Below are 17,685 nucleotides of genomic sequence, written 5' to 3' on the forward strand. Positions count from 1 at the left end.
TCCTAGTTCAGGACCAGGCGATTCTTCGACAGAAACATCCTGTTGCCGGTGGAGTCGCCCTCGATCACCAGGTCCCATTGTCCGGGGGAGACGCCGACAGCGTTACCACGATAGACCCCGTCGCCGATCTCGGCGAGGATCACTTCCTTGTCAGCACGCTTGTCGGCCGGCCGTTCCAACCGGCCGGAAAACGTCAGGCCGGCGAGCGGCGCGCCGTTGCGGTCGCGAGCCTCGACGCGCAGCGACGCCGAGCCATCCGGCTGGCGTTCGACGCGGGCGTTGACGCGCCAGTCGCGCTGCGCCTGGTCGCGCGCCGCGGCGATCTCGTTGGAATAGCGGATGCTGGCGCTGTAGGCGCTGTCGACCTCGGTCCCCGGCAGGGTCTCGATCGCCAGCAGCATCATCGTCATGTTGACACCGAGCACCACCGCGAAGAAGGCGAGCAGCGACGCAAGAACGACACCTCCGGTCAACGGCCGCGGCGACGTCACTGGCTTGCTCATGGGAGACTCCGCGGTTGCAATTCAGGGCGTGACGAAATTGTCGGCGGCCGACGCCACTTCGCCGAGGCCGATATCGGTGATGTGGAATATGACCGGCGTCGACGGCGCGAGCTTGGCGTCGGGGCTGGAGGTCACCAGCACCCGCAATTCGGTGGTCTGGTCGCGGCCCAGCACGATCATCGGGCGTTCCGGGGTGATCGAATCCATGCCCACGACGCTGACCGTGGCATCGGCCGGTCCCTCGACGTCGATCGCAACCACCCGATCGAAGCCGCGTTTGTTGAGCAGGCGCATGGTGTAGGCGTTGCGCACCGAGCCGTCGCTGAGCCGCACCGCCAACGGATTGCGGTCATGCAGCACATTGACATCGAGCAAGGTTCGGGTCAGCAGCGCATACAGCATGATCGCGCCGACGCCGACGATCAGCGCCGAATACACCATGGTGCGTGGCCGGATCATCCGGAACACTTCCGGCTTGCCTTCCATCCGGCGGTGGATGTTGATGTCGTTATCGTAGCCGATCAACCGGGTCTCGCGGCCGATCTTCGTCATCACCGCGTCGCAGGCGTCGATGCACAGCCCGCATTGGATGCAGTCGAGCTGCGAGCCGTTGCGGATGTCGATGCCGGTCGGACACACCGCGACGCACTGATTGCAGTCGACACAGTCGCCGACCTTTTCGCCCTGCGCGCGGGCCTGCTCGGCCTTTTTCAGCGAGGTCCGCTGTTCGCCGCGGTCGTATTTATAGGTGACGTTGAGCGCCCATTCGTCGGTCAGCGCCGCCTGGATCCGCGGCCACGGGCACATGTAGACGCAGACCTGTTCGCGCATGAAGCCGGCCAACAGATAGGTGGTCGAGGTCAGGATGCCGATCCAGATATAGGCGATCATCGGCGCCTGGAAGGTGACGAGCTCCTTCACCAGGGTCGGTGCGTCGGCGAAATACAGCACCCAGGCGCCGCCGGTCCACCACGCGATCAAGATCCAGATCGAGTGCTTCAGCACCAGCTCGGCGCCGCGCTGCAGCGTCAGGCCTTCGGCGGCCTTCTTCATCCGCTCGCGGCGGTCGCCCTCGATCAGCCGTTCCACCGCGTAGAACAGATCGGTCCACACCGTCTGCGGGCACAGATACCCGCACCATACCCGGCCGCCCAACGAGTTCATCAGGAACAGCGTGATCGCGGCGACGATCAACAGGCCGGTGAAGTAGTAGATTTCCTGCGGCCACAGCTCGATGAAGAAGAAATAGAACCGACTGTTGGGAAGATCGATCAGCACCGCCTGATCCGGCGCGCCGAGACCGCGGTTCCAGCGCACGAACGGCAGGAAGTAGTAGATCCCGAGGCAGATCGCCATCAGGTACCACTTGATGCGCCGGAACGTTCCCGAAACACTCTGCGGATAGATCTTCTTCTGCGCCACGTAAAGCGGCCCATCGGGGTCCGTTTGCAGGTCTTTCGGCAGCACGGGCTTATTCATGATGAGGATACATCTCGCATCGTTTGAGCGTGAGCCTTAGGCTCACTCTCATGGGCGAAATTGATTAACCTCAGGTATTGGCTCGCATTATGGCACGGGGCGCGAACCCCGCGCTTTTACTTGCCGCCACCGAGGGAATGTACGTACACCGCCATCGCCTTGATCGTACCAGGGTCGAGCCGATCAATCCAAGCCGGCATCACGCCGGCCCGACCGTTGGTGATGGTCTCGATGATGGTGGCCTCTTCGGAGCCGTACAGCCAGATCCGGTCGGTCAGGTTCGGCGCGCCGATATCCGGATTGCCCTTGGCGTCCTCGCCGTGACAGACGGTGCAGTTCTCCGCGAAGATCTTGCCGCCTGCCGCGACATCGACGCCGGGCCGGGTCGACAGGCCGGACAGCGATCGCACGTAATTGGCTACCGTGGCGATCTCCTCGGGCTTCAGCACGCCTTCCTTGCCGAACGCCAGCATCTGGCCCTCATGCGCTTCCGGATGACCGTTGCGGGCGCCGTATTTCAGGGTCTGCTCGATCTGCTCGAGGGTGCCGCCCCACAGCCAGTCGTCGTCGTTGAGGTTGGGGAAGCCCTTGGAGCCGGCGCCGCCGCTGCCATGGCAGGCGGCGCAATTGTCGCCGAACACCGCCTTGCCGCGGGCGCGCGCCATCGCGAACATGCCGGGGTCCTTTTCGATGTCGGCGAGCGGCGCGGTGGCCAGCGCCGCCATCTTGTCGCCGCGGATCGCCTCGAGCTTGCCGAGTTCCACCGCGACTTCGGCGCGCGACGAATAGTTGAACCAGCCGGTGGTATAGCTCTGCACCAGCGGCCAGGCCGGATACACCGCCCAATAGGCGAACGACCAGATGATGCAGGCATAGAAGGTCAGTACCCACCAGCGCGGCAGCGGCGTGTTGAGTTCCTCGATGCCGTCCCACTCGTGGCCGGTGGTGTGCTTGCCGGTGACTTCGTCGAACGTTCCGTGCTTGTCGTGCTCAGCCATGACCGATCATTCCTCTCGCAGCGGCATGCTGGCGGCCGCGTCGAATTTCGACTTGTTCTTGGGCCACAGCGCGTAAGCCACGATGGCGATGAAGATGGCGACGAACAACGGCGTCCAAAGCGTGAGCACGAAATCGGAAACCCAATTGTCGGCGGTGACGATCGCTTTCATGTCAGTGCCTCAGCGCAGGTTGGCTTTTTCATTGTACAGCTTGAAGTCGACCAGCGTTCCCAGCATCTGCAGGTAGGAAATCAGCGCGTCGAGTTCGGTCGGATTGCCGTCCTTGCCGTCGAAATTGCGCACCACGGCCTTGGGATAGCGTTTCAGCAGTTCGGCGGCCTCCGGGGTGTCCGGATTGACCTGCGCCTTCATGTCGGCGCTGGCGTTGGCGATCTCGTCGTCGGTGTAGGGCACGCCGACGATGCGGTTGGTGCGCAGATGATCGGCGATATGGTCGGTATCGACTTCGGTGCGCGCCAGGAAGGCGTAACCCGGCATCACCGACTGCGGCACGATCGAGCGCGGGTTCTTCAGATGGGTGACGTGCCAGTCGTCGGAATACTTGCCGCCGACCCGCGCCAGATCCGGTCCGGTGCGCTTGGAGCCCCACTGGAACGGGTGGTCGTACATGCTCTCGGCGGCGAGCGAGAAGTGACCGTAGCGTTCGACCTCGTCGCGCAGCGGCCGGATCATCTGCGAGTGGCACAGATAGCAGCCCTCGCGGACGAAGATGTTGCGCCCGGCGAGTTCGAGCGGGGTGTAGGGCCTGACGCCGTCGACCTTTTCGATGGTGCTCTTGAGGTAGAACAGCGGGGTGATTTCGACGAGCCCCCCGATCGCGATGACCGCCAGAATCCCGACGATCAGCACGATGGAATTTTTCTCGAAGATCTTGTGACGATCCCAGAATGTTGTCATCGCAACGCTCCTTATTCGGCTGCCTGAAGCGCAACGCTCGGCTGCGTTTCCGATGACTCGCCGGTACGGACCGTCATCCAGAGGTTATAGGCCATGATCAGCGCGCCGCAGAGGAACAGGCCGCCGCCGGCCGCGCGGATCATGTAGAACGGATGCATCGCTTCCACGCTCTCGATGAAGGAATATTCCAGGAAGCCGAGCGAGGTGTAGGCGCGCCACATCAGGCCCTGCAGAATTCCCGACACCCACATCGCCGAGATGTAGAGCACGATACCCAGCGTCGCGATCCAGAAGTGCCAGTTCACCAGCTTCAGCGAATACAGCTGCTTCCGGTTCCAGACCCACGGCACCAGGCAGTACAAGGCGCCGAACGAGACGAAGCCGACCCAGCCGAGCGCGCCGGAGTGGACGTGGCCGACGGTCCAGTCGGTGTAGTGGCTGAGCGAGTTGACGACCTTGATCGCCATCATCGGACCTTCGAAGGTCGACATGCCGTAGAACGCCACCGAGACCACCAGCATGCGCAGCACCGGATCGGTGCGCAGCTTGTCCCAGGCGCCCGACAGCGTCATCAGGCCGTTGATCATGCCGCCCCAAGACGGCATCCACAGCATGATCGAGAAGGTCATGCCGAGCGTCTGCGTCCAATCCGGCAGCGCGGTGTAGTGCAGGTGATGCGGGCCGGCCCAGATGTAGAGGAAGATCAGCGCCCAGAAGTGGATGATCGACAGCCGATAGGAATAGATCGGCCGCTCGGCGCGCTTCGGGATGAAGTAGTACATGATGGCGAGGAAGCCGGCGGTGAGGAAGAAGCCGACCGCGTTATGGCCGTACCACCACTGGAACATGGCGTCCTGCACGCCGCCCCAGGCGATGTAGGATTTCGAGCCGAACCACGACACCGGCACCGCGGGATTGTTGCCCAGATGCAGCACCGCGATGGTGATGATGAAGGCGAGGTAGAACCAGTTCGCCACGAAGATGTGCGGTTCCTTGCGCTTCACCAGCGTCATCAGGAACACCAAGAGATAGGCGACCCAGACGACGGTGAGCAACGCGTCGGAGTACCATTCCGGCTCGGCATATTCCTTGGACTGGGTGACGCCGAGCAGATAGCCGGTGCCGGCGATCAGGATGAAGACGTTGTAGCCGATCACCACGAACCACGGCGCCAGATCGCCGGCGAGCCGCACCCGCGAGGTCTTCTGGACCACGTAGAGCGAGGTCGCCAGCAGCACGTTGCCGCCGAACGCGAACACCACCGCGGAGGTGTGCAGCGGCCGCAGCCGGCCGAATGAGATCCATTGAATGTCGAAATTGAGCAGCGGGAAGGCCAGCTGCAGGGCGATCATCAGCCCGACGCTGAAGCCGGCGATGCCCCAGAACATCGCCATGAACGAGCAGAACTTGACCGGGCCGAAATTGTAGTTCGGCACGCCGTTGATCTCCTGCGGCGGGCGGGCTGCCGGGCGGCCGGAGAACCGGGTGAAGATCGCGAACACCGCCCAGGCGCTGACCGCAGCACCGATGGCGGCGTGGAAGGCAAAGGCGGAGTCCTGAGCTTTGATCACGGCGAGGACACAAAGCGCCACCATGACGGTGAACAGGGCGAGCAAGCCCCCTTCGCCGATGGTCATCCGTTTCGAAGTGAGGGCCTGATTCATCGTTTGGTTCTTTTTCAAGGCGGGAGCTGAGGGTCACCAACCTGAGTTTCATGGCACTCAGTTTGATCGAAATCAAATTGCTCGAATCTTGGGCAACGCCCCACAACTCATCCGGGAATTACTGGAATGCGTCAAATTCTTTCGCAATTGCAGCAAGTTCCGCCGTTCGCCGAGCGAACTGCGACAATTTAGTGTGATCTAGATCAAATATTGCGACCAAAGTCTTACGGCGCAGCGCAATTTTCTCACGTGTCTATCCGCCACGCTGCAACTGATAGGCCTGCAAATGCGTGAAGATGACGCGCAGTCGCGGTAAAGGGGTCTTGGCGGCGTCGCCGCGCGCGATCAGATCGCCGATCACGTGCTCCGATTCGATCGGCGCGCCGGCTTGGATGTCGCGGAACATCGAGGCCGTTAGCGGCGAACCGGCCGCCGTCACCATGCCGCGGGTCCGCTCCAGAAACGGTCCGCGCGGCGCATAGCCTGAGGCAGAGGCCACCGCGGTGCATTCGTCGAGCACGCCGAGGATGAAATCGGCGCCGCCCGGCGCTGCCAGCACGTTGCCGACCGTCGCCCGCATCGCGCAGGTCGCCCCGGCCAGCGTCGCCAGAAACACCCATTTTTCCCACATCTCCTGCAGGATGAGCGGCGAGGCGTGAACCTCGAACATCGCCCCGGACAGGATCGCGGCGATCGCCTCGACCCGGGCCGAGACCGTGCCGTCGCGCTCGCCGAAGGTGATGGAATGCATCGGGTTGAGCTGCACGACCTGGCGCACGGCGTTCAGCGTCGCCGCCACCACGCATTGCCCGCCGAGCACCCGGTCGGCGCCGAATTTGCGGTCCAGCACGTCGAGATGCGCGATGCCGTTGAGCAGTGGCAGGATCGCGGTGCCGGGACCGACCGCCGGCGCGAACGAGGCGATGGCATCGTCGAGATCGAATGCCTTGCAGCTCAGCAGGATCAGATCGAACGGCTGATTCAACTCCGTCGCCAGGACGACCGGCGGGTCTCGCAGCGTGACGTCGCCGTGCGGGCTGTTGATCACCAGGCCGTGCGTTTGCAGTTCGGCGGCGCGTTTCGGCCGCACCAGGAACGTCACATCGCGCCCGGCCTGCAGCAGCCGTCCGCCGAAATAGCCGCCGATCGCTCCGGCGCCGACCACGAGTATCCGCATCGTCCCACTCCCTGTTGGATTCGCGGATCGCTTTTACTGCCGGACAATCTTTGCACCAAGGACAAGCGCGGCGCCCTACCACTTCTCGCCGAACGGGCGGATTTCCATCTCGAAGGTCCAGGCGCTTTTCGGCTGCTGGTAGAGCTGCCAATACGACGAAGCGACCGACGCCGGGGGCATCAGCAGGTCGGGATTGTCCAGCGCCTCTTTGCCCCACAACTGTTCGCGGCGCTCGCGGACCCAGGCGGTGTCGACGCCGGAATCGATCACCAGATGCGCGACGTGGATGTTCTTCGGCCCCAATTCGCGCGCCATCGCCTGCGCCACCGCGCGCAGCCCGAATTTGGCCGAGGCGAACGCGGCGTAACCCGAGCCGCCACGCAGGCTCGCGGTGGCGCCGGTGAAGAAGATGTTGCCACGCCCGCGTGGAATCATCAGCCGCGCAGATTCGCGCCCGGCGAGAAAGCCGGCCCAGCAGGCCATTTCCCAGACTTTGCGGAACACCCGATCGGTGGTGTCGAGAATCGGAAAATTGACGTTGGCGCCGACGTTGAAAATGCAGACATCGAGCGGCGCATGGGCGTCGGCCTCCTCCAGGAAGGCCGCGACCTGATCGGCTTGGCGGGCATCCAGCGAACGCGCGACGATGGAACCGCCGGCGGCCTCGATCTCTTGCACCAACGGTTCGAGCTTGCCGCCGTCGCGTCGCCCGGCAAACACGGTGAAACCTTCGCAGGCGAATTTCTTGGCGATTTCGGCGCCGATATAGTCGCCGGCGCCGATCACCGCGACGGTTGCGTTGCGTTGCTGCACGGGGTTTCTCCTGAATGTCTTTCGCTATCTCGGCGATACTGAATTCGCACCACCGCGTTGGATTGGGTGCCCCGGACGCAGCGCAGCGCGCCGCACTTGCGGCGTGGTGCGCTGCAGAGCCGGGGCCGTTACGGAGCGCAGCGCTTGGAACGGTCCCGGATCTGCGATGCAGCGCAAGAGCGCTGCTCCGCGTCCGGGACACGTATCGTTTCAGCCTAAGAGCGGAGCGTTAATCAATCCAACTCCCCATACATTTCCTCGACCTCGCGCAGTTGCTCCTTGCCGAAGAACATCTCGTCGCCGACGAAGAAGGTCGGCGCACCGAACGCGCCGCGCTCCACCGCGCGTTGGGTGTTGTCGATCAGTTTGGCCTTGACCTCCGGCTGCTGCGCCCGCGCGAACAGCTTGTCCGCATCGAGCCCCGACGCTTTCAACGCCTGCAACGCCAGCTCGGGATCATCCATCTTCTTCGGCTCCGCCCACATGTGACGGAACGCGGCTGCGATATATGGCTCGAACACGCCGTCCAACTGTGCCGCCACCGCGGCGCGCATCAAGTTCAGCGTGTTAACCGGAAAGTGCGGATTCCACACATAGGGCTCGACGTGGTAGCGCCGGATGAAACGCTGGGTTTCCAGCTCATGAAACTCGCGCTTGTTCTTGATCCCGGCCAACGTCTCCGCCGGTGATTTGTTGTTGGTGGCCTTGAAGATGCCGCCGAGCAGCACTGGCACGTAGTCGAATTTTACGCCGATCCGGCGTTCGATTTCAGGGATCGCCTGATGCGCCAGATAGGCGTTCGGGCTACCGAAATCGAACAAGAATTGCGGCGGCGGCTGGCTCATCGCTCTCTCCCTGGGCTCCGGCGCTGCATCGCAGCTTTATATGATCATAATCATGTCACGCAGCCTAGCCCGTGCCGCCGCCATGATCAACCGGCCGCCGCGCCGCCGCTCGGCGGCATCGCGAACGCGTCGTGATATATTTGCTGGCGCGGCTCGACTTTTACCGGTGCCGATGGCACCACCGATCATCGGCCGGCAATGGAGGAAACGTCATGCTCACCGTCCATCACTTGAACAATTCGCGCTCGCAGCGCGTGCTGTGGCTGCTGGAAGAACTCGGCGTGCCTTACGAGATCGTGCGCTATCAGCGGCAGCCCGATATGCTGGCGCCGCCGGAATTGCGCGCCGTCCATCCGCTCGGCAAATCGCCGGTGATCACCGACAACGGCGCCACCATCGCCGAATCCGGCGCGATCATCGACTACATCATCGCCGCCTACGGCAACGGCCGGCTGATCCCGCCGCCGGACACCCCGGAGCGGCTGCGCTACACCTATTGGCTGCACTACGCCGAAGGCTCGGCGATGCCGCCGCTGCTGTTGAAGCTGCTGTTCACCATGATCCCGACCCGCGCGCCGGCGCTGCTGCGGCCGTTGGTGCGGATGATCACCACGCCGGTGCTGACGACGTTCATCGAGCCGCAGTTGAAGCAGCACATGGCGTTCTGGGAAAGCGAGCTCGGCAAGAGTGAGTGGTTCGCAGGCTCCGAGTTCACCGCCGCCGACGTGCAGATGAGCTTTCCTCTGGAGGCCGCGTCGGCGCGCGGCGGGCTCGACGGAGAATATCCGAAGACGCGGGCGCTGCTCGAACGCATCCACGCCCGCCCGGCCTACGCCCGCGCGCTGGAAAAAGGCGGGCCGTATACGATCGGCAAGGCGTAGCCGACCGAGCACGGCATCCGCCGCGGCCGCTGCCTGCCCCCTCTCCCGCTTGCGGGGGAGGGCTGGGGTGGGGGAAAGCCGCGAGCACTGCGCTCGTGCGAACCGACTTGATCATCGTGGAGGGGCTGGTGTGCGGAGCGCCCCCTCCCCAACCCTCCCCCGCAAGCGGGAGAGGGAGCGCGCTGCCTTCGTAGCATGGGCAGCAGGTCCGAACCGACGCAGAAACTACCCGCCTACCCCTTCGCCTTCGCCGCATCGACCGAGGGCAGCGTCCTCACGCTGACGCCGGGCGGCGGCACATCGTCGTCGGGCACGAAGAAATCCGACATCAGGGGCACCGAGGGATCGACGCGGTAGCGCTCGAAATCGGTGACGCCCGCTTCATACAGCACTTTGTCGTCGATGCAGAACTGCCCGGTGAACTCGCGCGACGGCTTGAGAAAGATCTCATAGGCCGCGTCGCCCATGATCTCCGGCGTCCGGCTGGCGCGCATCATGGCGTCGCCGCCCAAGAGATTGCCGACCGCCGCGGTGGCGATGGTGGTGCGCGGCCACAGCGCGTTGACGGCGATGCCGGCGCGCTTTTGTTCGCCGGACAATCCCAGCACGCACATGCTCATGCCGAACTTGGCCAAGGTGTAGGCGGTGGAGTGCTCGAACCATTTTGGCTTCATGTCGAGCGGCGGCGACAGCATCAGGATGTGCGGGTTCTCGGCCTTCTTCAGATGCGGAATGCAATATTTCGACACCATGAAGGTGCCGCGGGTGTTGATCCCCATCATCAGGTCGAACCGCTTCATGTCGGTATTTTGTGAGTTGGTGAGACTGATCGCAGAGGCATTGTTGACGCAGATATCGAGGCCGCCGAACTCGCCGACCGTCTTGTCGATCGCGGCGATCACCTGGGCCTCGTCGCGGATGTCGCACAGGATCGGCAGCGCGTTGCCGCCGGCGGCGCGCACCTCGTCCGCCGCGGTATAGATCGTGCCCTGGAGTTTGGGATGTGGCTCGGCGGTCTTGGCGGCGATCGCCACATTGGCGCCGTCGCGCGCCGCACGTAGCGCGATCGCCAGCCCAATGCCGCGGCTGCCGCCGGAAATGAACAGCGTCTTGCCCTTCAGTGAAGCCATGTTTCGTCCCCTTGCAGTCAGCGCCTTCGGCGCGTGTTGATGGCTTCGCTGTAATTCGAAATCAGTCCCGCGCCAAGCATGGCCTGCTCCCTCCCCCGCTTGCGGGGGAGAGCCGGTGCTACTCCGCGACCGCCGCGGCGCCGCGGGTCCGCGGGTCGGGCGCGCCGCGGACGCCGTCCTTAGCCACGAAAATCGAATTCGCCGAGGTCTGGCCGAGCGGCGCCACGACGACGTGGCCCTTGGCGCGCAGCGCGGCGATCACAGCTTCAGGAAATCCCTGCTCGATTCGCACCTCATCCGGCAGCCATTGATGATGCAGCCGCGGCGCCGCCACCGCGGCGGCGATATCCATGTCGTAATCCAGCACGTCGACGATCACCTGCAGCGTTGTCGAAATGATCCGGCTGCCGCCGGGCGAGCCGGTGACCAGCACCACGCGGCCGTCCTTCAGCACCAGCGTCGGCGACATCGACGACAACGGCCGTTTGCCCGGCCCCGGCAGATTGGCCTCGAAGCCGACCAGCCCGAACGCGTTCGAGGCACCCGGCGCCGCGGTGAAATCGTCGAGCTCGTTGTTGAGCAGCACGCCGGTGCCGGCGGCGATCAGGCCGATCCCGTAGCTGAAATTCAGCGTGTAAGTGTTGCTGACCGCGTTGCCGTCGGCGTCAACCACCGAGTAATGCGTGGTGTTTTCGCCCTCGCGCGGCGGCAGCGCCGGCAGGGCTTCGGTCCACGGCGTGGCGCGCTGCGGATCGATGCCGGCACGCTGCTTCTTCGCATAGTCCTTTGATAGCAACGCCGCGAGCGGCGCGTTGACGAAAGCCGGATCACCGAGATAGCGCGCGCGGTCGGCATAGCCGCGCTTCATCGCCTCGATGAGAAGATGCAACGAGGCGGCCGAGCCTTGCGGAAGTTCGCGCAGTTGAAAGCCCTCGAGAAGGTTCAGCGTCTCGATCAGCACGGTGCCGCCGGACGACGGCAGCGGCATCGCCACGATGTCATAGCCGCGATAAGTCCCGCGCAGCGGCGTGCGGATCACCGGCTGATAGGATTTAAGGTCGTCCACGGTGATGAGGCCGCCGGCCGCGGCGATGCCACGCGCGAGCTTTTCCGCGACCTCGCCCTGATAGAAGCCGCGCTGCCCCTGCGCGGCGATCGCGCCGAGCGTCACGGCGAGATCGCGCTGCACCAGGCGGTCGCCGCCCTGCAGCGAGGTGCCGTCGTCCCGCGAAAAAATCTTCTGCGTCGCCGGCCAACGCGCCAACCGCTTGTGCCAATCCGGCAGCGTATCGGCGGTGTCGTCGGCAATCTCGAAGCCGTCGCGCGCCAGCGCGATCGTCGGCTGCAGAATCTCCGCCAACGAGAATTTGCCGGAGCCGTATTTCTCCAGCGCCAGCGCAAGCCCTGCGACGGTGCCGGGCACGCCGATGCCGAGCGCGGAGTCGCGCGACTTCGCCGGATCGGGCTTGCCGTCGGCGCCGAGGAACATGTCGCGCGTCGCCGCCGCCGGCGCGGTCTCGCGATAGTCCAGCGCGATGTCGTCGTTTTGTTTGGCGCGGTGGATCACCATGAAGCCGCCGCCGCCGAGATTTCCCGCGCGGGGATAAGTCACGGCCATCGCGAACCCGGTTGCCACAGCGGCATCCACGGCGTTGCCGCCCTTCGCCAAGACATCGCGGCCGATTGTTGCGGCGATGCGCTCCTGCGCAACCACCATGCCGCGCGAGCCGACCACCGCGGGCGCGGCGACCGCCGGCAGCGCGCCGCCGCGAATGTCCTGGGCTTGCGCGCTTGCGCCGGCGAGCGCGAGCAGCGCCGTCACCACTACGCCACGCAGCAGCGCCAGAATGCAGCGCGACCTCGGCGGACTTAATCTCACCATGAACACCTTCTCATTGCCGGGGATGCTATATTGCTTTCGATGCGAGAAGCAAAACCTCGACCATCATTCGGGAGGAACTTGGGCATGGCGGACAGCCTCGCCGCCGGCGCGACCCGCGCGGCCGCCGCACCACGCTATCCGCGGCGCTCCGCGGTGGTCGGCTGGATCCTGTTCGACTGGGCGGCGCAGCCTTATTTCACGCTGATCACCACCTTCATCTTCGCGCCGTATTTCACCACTTTTGTCGCCGCCGATCCGGCGCAAGGCCAATCGCTGTGGGGCTTTGCCACCGGCGCCGCCGGGCTGATCATCGCGCTGGCCTCGCCGGTGCTCGGTGCGATTGCGGATGCCAGCGGAAGGCGCAAGCCGTGGATCTTCGGCTTCGGCGCATTGCTGGTGATCGGCTCCTGCGCGATGTGGTTCGGCCGTCCCGGTGACCCAACCGTGATCCTGCCGCTGTTGATTGCCTATGGCGTGGCGACCATCGGCGTCGAATTCGCCACCGTGTTCAACAATGCGATGATGCCGCATCTGGTGCCGCCCGATCAGATCGGACGATTGTCCGGCACCGGCTGGGCCACCGGCTATGTCGGCGGCATCCTGTCGCTGATCCTGGTGCTGGGATTTCTCGCCGGCAGTCCCGACACCGGCCGCACGCTGTTTGGCCTGTTGCCATGGTTCGGGCTCGATCCTCTGACGCATCAGGGCGACCGCATCACCGGGCCGCTGACCGGCATCTGGTTCGTTGTCTTCGTCCTGCCAATGTTTCTGCTGACGCCGGATTTTCCGGCCAAGCGCAAGCTCGGCGCCGCGGTGCGCGAGGGCTTGCGCGAGCTCGGGCAGACGCTGCGCGAATTGCCGAAGCACCGCTCGATGGCGACGTTCCTGCTCGCCAACATGATCTACACCGACGGGCTGGTCTCGTTGTTTGCGTTCGGCGGCATTTATGCCGCCGGCACGTTCGGATGGCACACCTTGCAGATCGGCAGCTTCGGCATCCTGCTGGCGATCGCCGCCACCTTCGGCGCTTATCTCGGCGGCAAGCTCGACGACGCGCTGGGGCCGAAGCGGGTGATCGCCGGCAGCATGATGTTGCTGCTGATCGCGGTGCTAGGCATCCTGCTGGTCGAGCGGGATTCGATTTTGTTCATTGCGGTGACGCCGCCGCAGCCCGGCGGCGCGCTGTTCGCAGCTCCCGCCGAGCGCGCTTATCTCCTGCTCGGCTGCCTGATAGGCATCGCCGGCGGGCCGCTGCAGGCGGCGTCGCGCTCGCTGCTGATCCACATGGCGCCGAAGCAGCGCATCGCGCAGTTCTTCGGGCTGTTCGCGCTGACCGGCAAGGTCACCTCGTTCATCGGCCCGATGCTGATCGGCGCGGTCACCGCGATCACCATGAGCCAGAAGGCCGGGATGGCGGTGTTGGTGCTGTTCTTCGTCGCCGGCCTGGTGTTGTTGGCGAAGGTGCGGAACAAGTAATTGCTTCGGTGATTGACGCGCCACAACCGAACGAAGCCGTCATTCCGGGCTCGCTCGCAGCTCACGCTGCTCGCGCCCCGGAATGACTTCTTGTTAAAAAAGTGCACCTCTCCGCGCAAGCGGGGAGAGGTCAGTTATCAATGCCTAAAATGCCGCACGCCGGTGAACACCATGGCGATGCCGGCGTCGTCGGCGGCCTTGATCACCTCGTCGTCGCGCACCGAGCCGCCGGGCTGGATCACCGCGGTGGCGCCGGCCTCGATGCAGGCCAGCATGCCGTCGGCGAACGGGAAGAACGCATCGGAGGCCACCACCGAGCCCTTGGTCATCGGCGCGGCGAGCTTCAGCTCGGCCGCCGCATCCTCGGCCTTGCGCGCGGCGATCCGCGCGGAGTCGACGCGGCTCATCTGGCCGGCGCCGATGCCGACGGTGGCGAGGTCTTTCGCATACACAATCGTGTTGGACTTCACGTGCTTGGCGACCCGGAAGGCGAATTTCAGATCGCGCAGCTCGGCCTCGGTCGGCTGCCGCTTGGTAACCGCCTTCAGCGCCATATCCTCGACCACGGCGTTATCGCGCGACTGCACCAACAGACCGCCGGCCACCGTCTTGTAGGTGAGCCCAGGCGCGCGCGGATCCGGCAATTGGCCGGCCAGCAGCAGCCGCAGATTCTTCTTCGCGGCAACGATCGCGATCGCCTCGTCCGTGGCGTCGGGCGCGATGATCACTTCGGTGAAGATCTCGGTGATGGCGCGCGCGGCCTCGGCATCCAGGGTGCGGTTCAGCGCCACGATGCCGCCGAACGCGGAGGTCGAATCGCAGGCCAGCGCCGACCGATAGGCGGCCAGCAGGCTCGAGCCCTCCGCCACACCACAGGGGTTGGCGTGCTTGACGATGACGCAGGCCGCAGTGCGCGTGGCGTCGAACTCGCCGATGCACTCATAGGCGGCGTCGGTATCGTTGATGTTGTTGTAGGATAGTTCCTTGCCCTGGATCTGCCGCGCGGTGGCGACGCCCGGGCAGTGATCCGGGGTGCGGTAGAACGCAGCACTCTGGTGCGGGTTTTCGCCGTAGCGCAGGCTCTGGATCAGCCGGCCACCGATGGCGCGGAAATCCGGCGCCGCGGTCTTCAGCTGATCGGCGAACCAGTTGGAGATCGCCGCGTCGTAAGCCGCGGTGCGCGCATAGGCCTTGGCGGCGAGCTTCTTGCGCAAGGTCAGTGTCGTTGCGCCCTTGTTGGCCGCGAGTTCGTCGAGCACCGCCTGATAATCGGCGGCTTCCACCACCACCGCGACGTCGTCGTGGTTTTTCGCAGCGGCGCGGATCATCGCCGGCCCGCCGATGTCGATGTTCTCGATGCAGTCTTCGTAACCGGCGCCTTTGTCGACGGTGGCCTCGAACGGATAGAGGTTGACCACCAACAGGTCGATCGGCGCGATGTCGTGGTCGGCCATCGCCTTGACGTGCTCGGCATTGCCGCGGACCGCCAACAGGCCGCCGTGCACCTTCGGATGCAGGGTCTTGACCCGGCCGTCCATCATTTCCGGAAAGCCGGTGAGCTCGGAGACATCCTTGACCGCGAGCCCGGCAGCGGCGATCGCTTTGGCGGTGCCGCCGGTGGAGACCAGTTCGACGCCGTGGTCGACCAGCGCGCGGGCGAAGTCGATCAGGCCCGCTTTATCGGAAACGGACAGAAGAGCGCGGGTCACGCGGCGCGGGTGGTCGGTCATGAGGAGAATCCCGGTATAATAATGTGGGTTACGGGCGGCCGGCCGGTTGCGGCGGGCGCCGAATTCAAGCGCGCGCCGTAGCACGGTTTGCCGGGCGGTGAAACCTCGGATCGCCGGAGAAGCGGCGGTTACGCGGCTCGCGCGCGATGCTTCCGCCCGTCAAGATCGCGATGGGGTCGGCGGCGGCAGCGGCAACTCGGCCTGGCCGCGGTTATTGCGCCGCGCAGCGGTGGCCGCCGGCGAGCTCGGCGAGCGGACGAAGTTCCAGCGGATCGAGGAGGTGTGGCGGGCGTCCTGCCGGATCACGATCTGCACGGTGCGGCGCGGCCCGTCATTGCCGGCAAGAAACACGCTGTCCTCGAGCTCGACCTTGTCGTCGAGCGCCTCGAAGGTCCAGACCTCGCGGTTCGGCAGCACCAGCATGACGCCGCGGGCGTCGGTGAGCCGGCTGGCCTTGACCGCAGGGTGCAGATGAAACCGCACCGCATAGCTGGCGTCATTGCCCTTGATCCGCGCGCCCGGCGCCGCCGCGACGGTGTCCTCGCCGTCCAGCCGCGAGCCGTCGACGGAAGCCATCAGCACGCGGCGATGGGTCACCCCGAACCGCGACTGATAGCCGTCATGCGACATGTTCAGCATCACGCCCTCGGCACCGACCTCGCGATAATGCTCGACATGGACCGGCCCGGAGACGATCGGCGCGCCGTTCAGGAAACGTTTCATCGAGGAGCGCTCGACGAACTGGCACGACGAGGTTTCGCGGTAGGTCACGGTGGAATGCGCCGCGGTGCCGCGGGCGAAGCTGCGCCAGTTCTCCCGGCCGGTGGCGGGGATGCCGCAATTGACCACGACGCGGCAGCCGGCCACCGACATTTCGAACGACAAGCAGCCAGCATGGGCCTCGTCGCTGACGGCCGGCGGCGGCGGCGGGCCGGTGTCGACGATCACCGTCATGGTGCCGGCGTCGAGCCGCTGGAAACCGGTGTGCGGCATGCTCGACATCGGGCTGCCGTGGGTATCGTCATAGGCCAGCAGCGTCGCCAAGAGATCCGACGGCGCGCTGCTCATGCCGTTGAACAGCGCGAAACTGCCGTCGCCGTGGCGGAAGAACCGCAGCATCGGCATCATCCGGTCGATCGCGTTCAACAGCGCCGGCGGCGGCGCGATGTTGCGCGCGGCGAAGGTCTGGCGCAGCGGCAGCAGGTCGATCATCAGTTCGATCAGCGCGCCGGGATTGCGCGAGATGTGGCCGCCGTCGGCCAGAATCTGCCGCTGCAGCTCGTCGGACAATTTGCGCGAGGCGGCGCGGATATGGCGCGCCTGGTTGGCGAGACAGAGCGAGGCGTAGCACAGCGCGATCAAGACCTGCAGCCGCGGCACGCCGTCGGCGATGTCCGGGGTGATGTAGCGCAGGCTGCGGATTTCGCGGGTCAACCCGCGCAGATAGCGGCGATAGAACCGGCCGTCGGTGTCGCTGAGCACCAACGGCGCCTGCGACAACAGCGAGATCACCCGGCGCGCCAGCACGTCGGGCCGCCGACCGACCGGCCGGTTGTGCGACATGTTGGAGATCCAGTCGTCGACCAGCGAGCGGGCATTGGCGCGGGTGATCGCGGTGTCGGCGGCACGCAGGTGGCGCAGCCAGCCGAAGCCGAGCAACGCCACCTCCCAGTCGTCCGAGGGCGGCGCGTAATCGAAGATCGAACGACCGTGGCAGGTGACGATCTTGCCGGCGAACACGAAACGTCCGGCGTAGATTTCGGCGGCGCGCGTGGCGTCGGCGGTGCGCAGATCGTGCGGCGCGATGATCAGCCGGTCGGTGCGACCGGGCCACAGCCGCGACAACGCCACCGAGCCCGCCGAGGCGCGCGCCATCAGGTTGCGCGCAAAACGGCCCAGGATCAGCGTCGACAATCGTCTGCGATAGGCTACCGACACCTGCGTTAGTGCCCCGAATCCGAAGTTCGCTTCACGTTCGGCACCCTCTCTTACGGCATTCGATTCAAGTGGAGGCTTGACGCCCGCTTGACCGGCCTGACGAACTCAACCGGGGGGACCCACGCAAAGACCAAGACCGTTGTGAACCAGAACCAAGCAGAGTTAACGAAAATTCTCTGCAAATCTTTTAATCCGGAAACGGGCGGGCACACCATCCCGCCGCAACGCCGCGGGAAAACCCCGGCGATGCG

15 protein-coding genes are annotated in these 17,685 nt (G+C 65.1%); 2 read left to right on the plus strand and 13 right to left on the minus strand.

Features of this window, described 5'->3' with window-relative positions:
• Positions 1-2: 2 nt before the first annotated feature.
• The 9 genes from RPC_RS00055 to RPC_RS00095 all read right to left on the minus strand — a co-directional run bounded on the left by RPC_RS00055 (position 3) and on the right by RPC_RS00095 (position 8,397).
• On the minus strand, positions 3-503 hold the full coding sequence (locus RPC_RS00055) for a FixH family protein (RefSeq protein WP_011470497.1): 501 nt from the start codon (positions 501-503) through the stop codon (positions 3-5).
• Between the two features lie 21 nt (positions 504-524).
• Positions 525-1,982 carry a cytochrome c oxidase accessory protein CcoG gene (gene ccoG, locus RPC_RS00060; protein WP_011470498.1) on the minus strand — a complete coding sequence of 486 codons (1,458 nt, stop codon included), beginning with the start codon at positions 1,980-1,982 and terminating at the stop codon, positions 525-527.
• A 116-nt stretch (positions 1,983-2,098) separates the two neighbouring features.
• Positions 2,099-2,980: a cytochrome-c oxidase, cbb3-type subunit III gene (gene ccoP, locus RPC_RS00065; protein WP_011470499.1), complete on the minus strand. Its 882-nt coding sequence runs from the start codon at positions 2,978-2,980 to the stop codon at positions 2,099-2,101.
• Between the two features lie 6 nt (positions 2,981-2,986).
• A complete protein-coding gene (locus RPC_RS00070) occupies positions 2,987-3,151 on the minus strand; it encodes a cbb3-type cytochrome c oxidase subunit 3 (RefSeq protein ID WP_011470500.1) in 165 nt (54 codons plus the stop codon).
• 9 nt (positions 3,152-3,160) lie between these two features.
• Positions 3,161-3,898: a cytochrome-c oxidase, cbb3-type subunit II gene (gene ccoO, locus RPC_RS00075; protein ID WP_011470501.1), complete on the minus strand. Its 738-nt coding sequence runs from the start codon at positions 3,896-3,898 to the stop codon at positions 3,161-3,163.
• Positions 3,899-3,909: 11 nt separating this feature from the next.
• A complete protein-coding gene (ccoN, locus tag RPC_RS00080; RefSeq protein ID WP_011470502.1) occupies positions 3,910-5,562 on the minus strand; it encodes a cytochrome-c oxidase, cbb3-type subunit I in 1,653 nt (550 codons plus the stop codon).
• Between the two features lie 253 nt (positions 5,563-5,815).
• Positions 5,816-6,739, minus strand: a complete 924-nt coding sequence (gene panE, locus RPC_RS00085) for a 2-dehydropantoate 2-reductase (RefSeq protein WP_011470503.1) — start codon at positions 6,737-6,739, stop codon at positions 5,816-5,818.
• 75 nt (positions 6,740-6,814) lie between these two features.
• Positions 6,815-7,552: an SDR family oxidoreductase gene (locus RPC_RS00090; protein WP_011470504.1), complete on the minus strand. Its 738-nt coding sequence runs from the start codon at positions 7,550-7,552 to the stop codon at positions 6,815-6,817.
• Between the two features lie 233 nt (positions 7,553-7,785).
• Entirely contained in the window at positions 7,786-8,397 is a 612-nt protein-coding gene (locus RPC_RS00095; RefSeq protein WP_011470505.1) for a 2-hydroxychromene-2-carboxylate isomerase, read from the minus strand.
• A gap of 212 nt (positions 8,398-8,609) precedes the next feature.
• Between RPC_RS00095 and RPC_RS00100 the strand changes: the two genes are divergently transcribed.
• A complete protein-coding gene (locus RPC_RS00100; protein WP_011470506.1) occupies positions 8,610-9,278 on the plus strand; it encodes a glutathione S-transferase in 669 nt (222 codons plus the stop codon).
• 233 nt (positions 9,279-9,511) lie between these two features.
• On the opposite strand, the gene RPC_RS00105 is transcribed toward RPC_RS00100, so the two are convergent.
• Positions 9,512-10,408, minus strand: a complete 897-nt coding sequence (locus RPC_RS00105) for an SDR family oxidoreductase (RefSeq protein ID WP_011470507.1) — start codon at positions 10,406-10,408, stop codon at positions 9,512-9,514.
• 118 nt (positions 10,409-10,526) lie between these two features.
• Complete coding sequence (gene ggt / locus RPC_RS00110) at positions 10,527-12,290, minus strand: gamma-glutamyltransferase (RefSeq protein WP_041801207.1); 1,764 nt, start codon at positions 12,288-12,290, stop codon at positions 10,527-10,529.
• A gap of 84 nt (positions 12,291-12,374) precedes the next feature.
• Here ggt and RPC_RS00115 point away from each other — a divergent pair, with 84 nt between their 5' ends.
• Entirely contained in the window at positions 12,375-13,766 is a 1,392-nt protein-coding gene (locus RPC_RS00115; RefSeq protein ID WP_011470509.1) for an MFS transporter, read from the plus strand.
• A gap of 137 nt (positions 13,767-13,903) precedes the next feature.
• Here the strand turns inward: RPC_RS00115 and purH are convergent, their stop codons facing one another.
• Both purH and RPC_RS00125 read right to left on the minus strand, forming a co-directional pair.
• Positions 13,904-15,496, minus strand: coding sequence for a bifunctional phosphoribosylaminoimidazolecarboxamide formyltransferase/IMP cyclohydrolase (purH, locus tag RPC_RS00120; protein ID WP_011470510.1), 1,593 nt, complete (start codon positions 15,494-15,496; stop codon positions 13,904-13,906).
• 159 nt (positions 15,497-15,655) lie between these two features.
• On the minus strand, positions 15,656-17,434 hold the full coding sequence (locus RPC_RS00125) for a heparinase II/III family protein (RefSeq protein WP_011470511.1): 1,779 nt from the start codon (positions 17,432-17,434) through the stop codon (positions 15,656-15,658).
• Positions 17,435-17,685: the final 251 nt, after the last annotated feature.

This window comes from Rhodopseudomonas palustris BisB18, from assembly GCF_000013745.1.
In the GTDB taxonomy this organism is placed as follows: Bacteria; Pseudomonadota; Alphaproteobacteria; order Rhizobiales; family Xanthobacteraceae; genus Rhodopseudomonas_A; species Rhodopseudomonas_A palustris_F.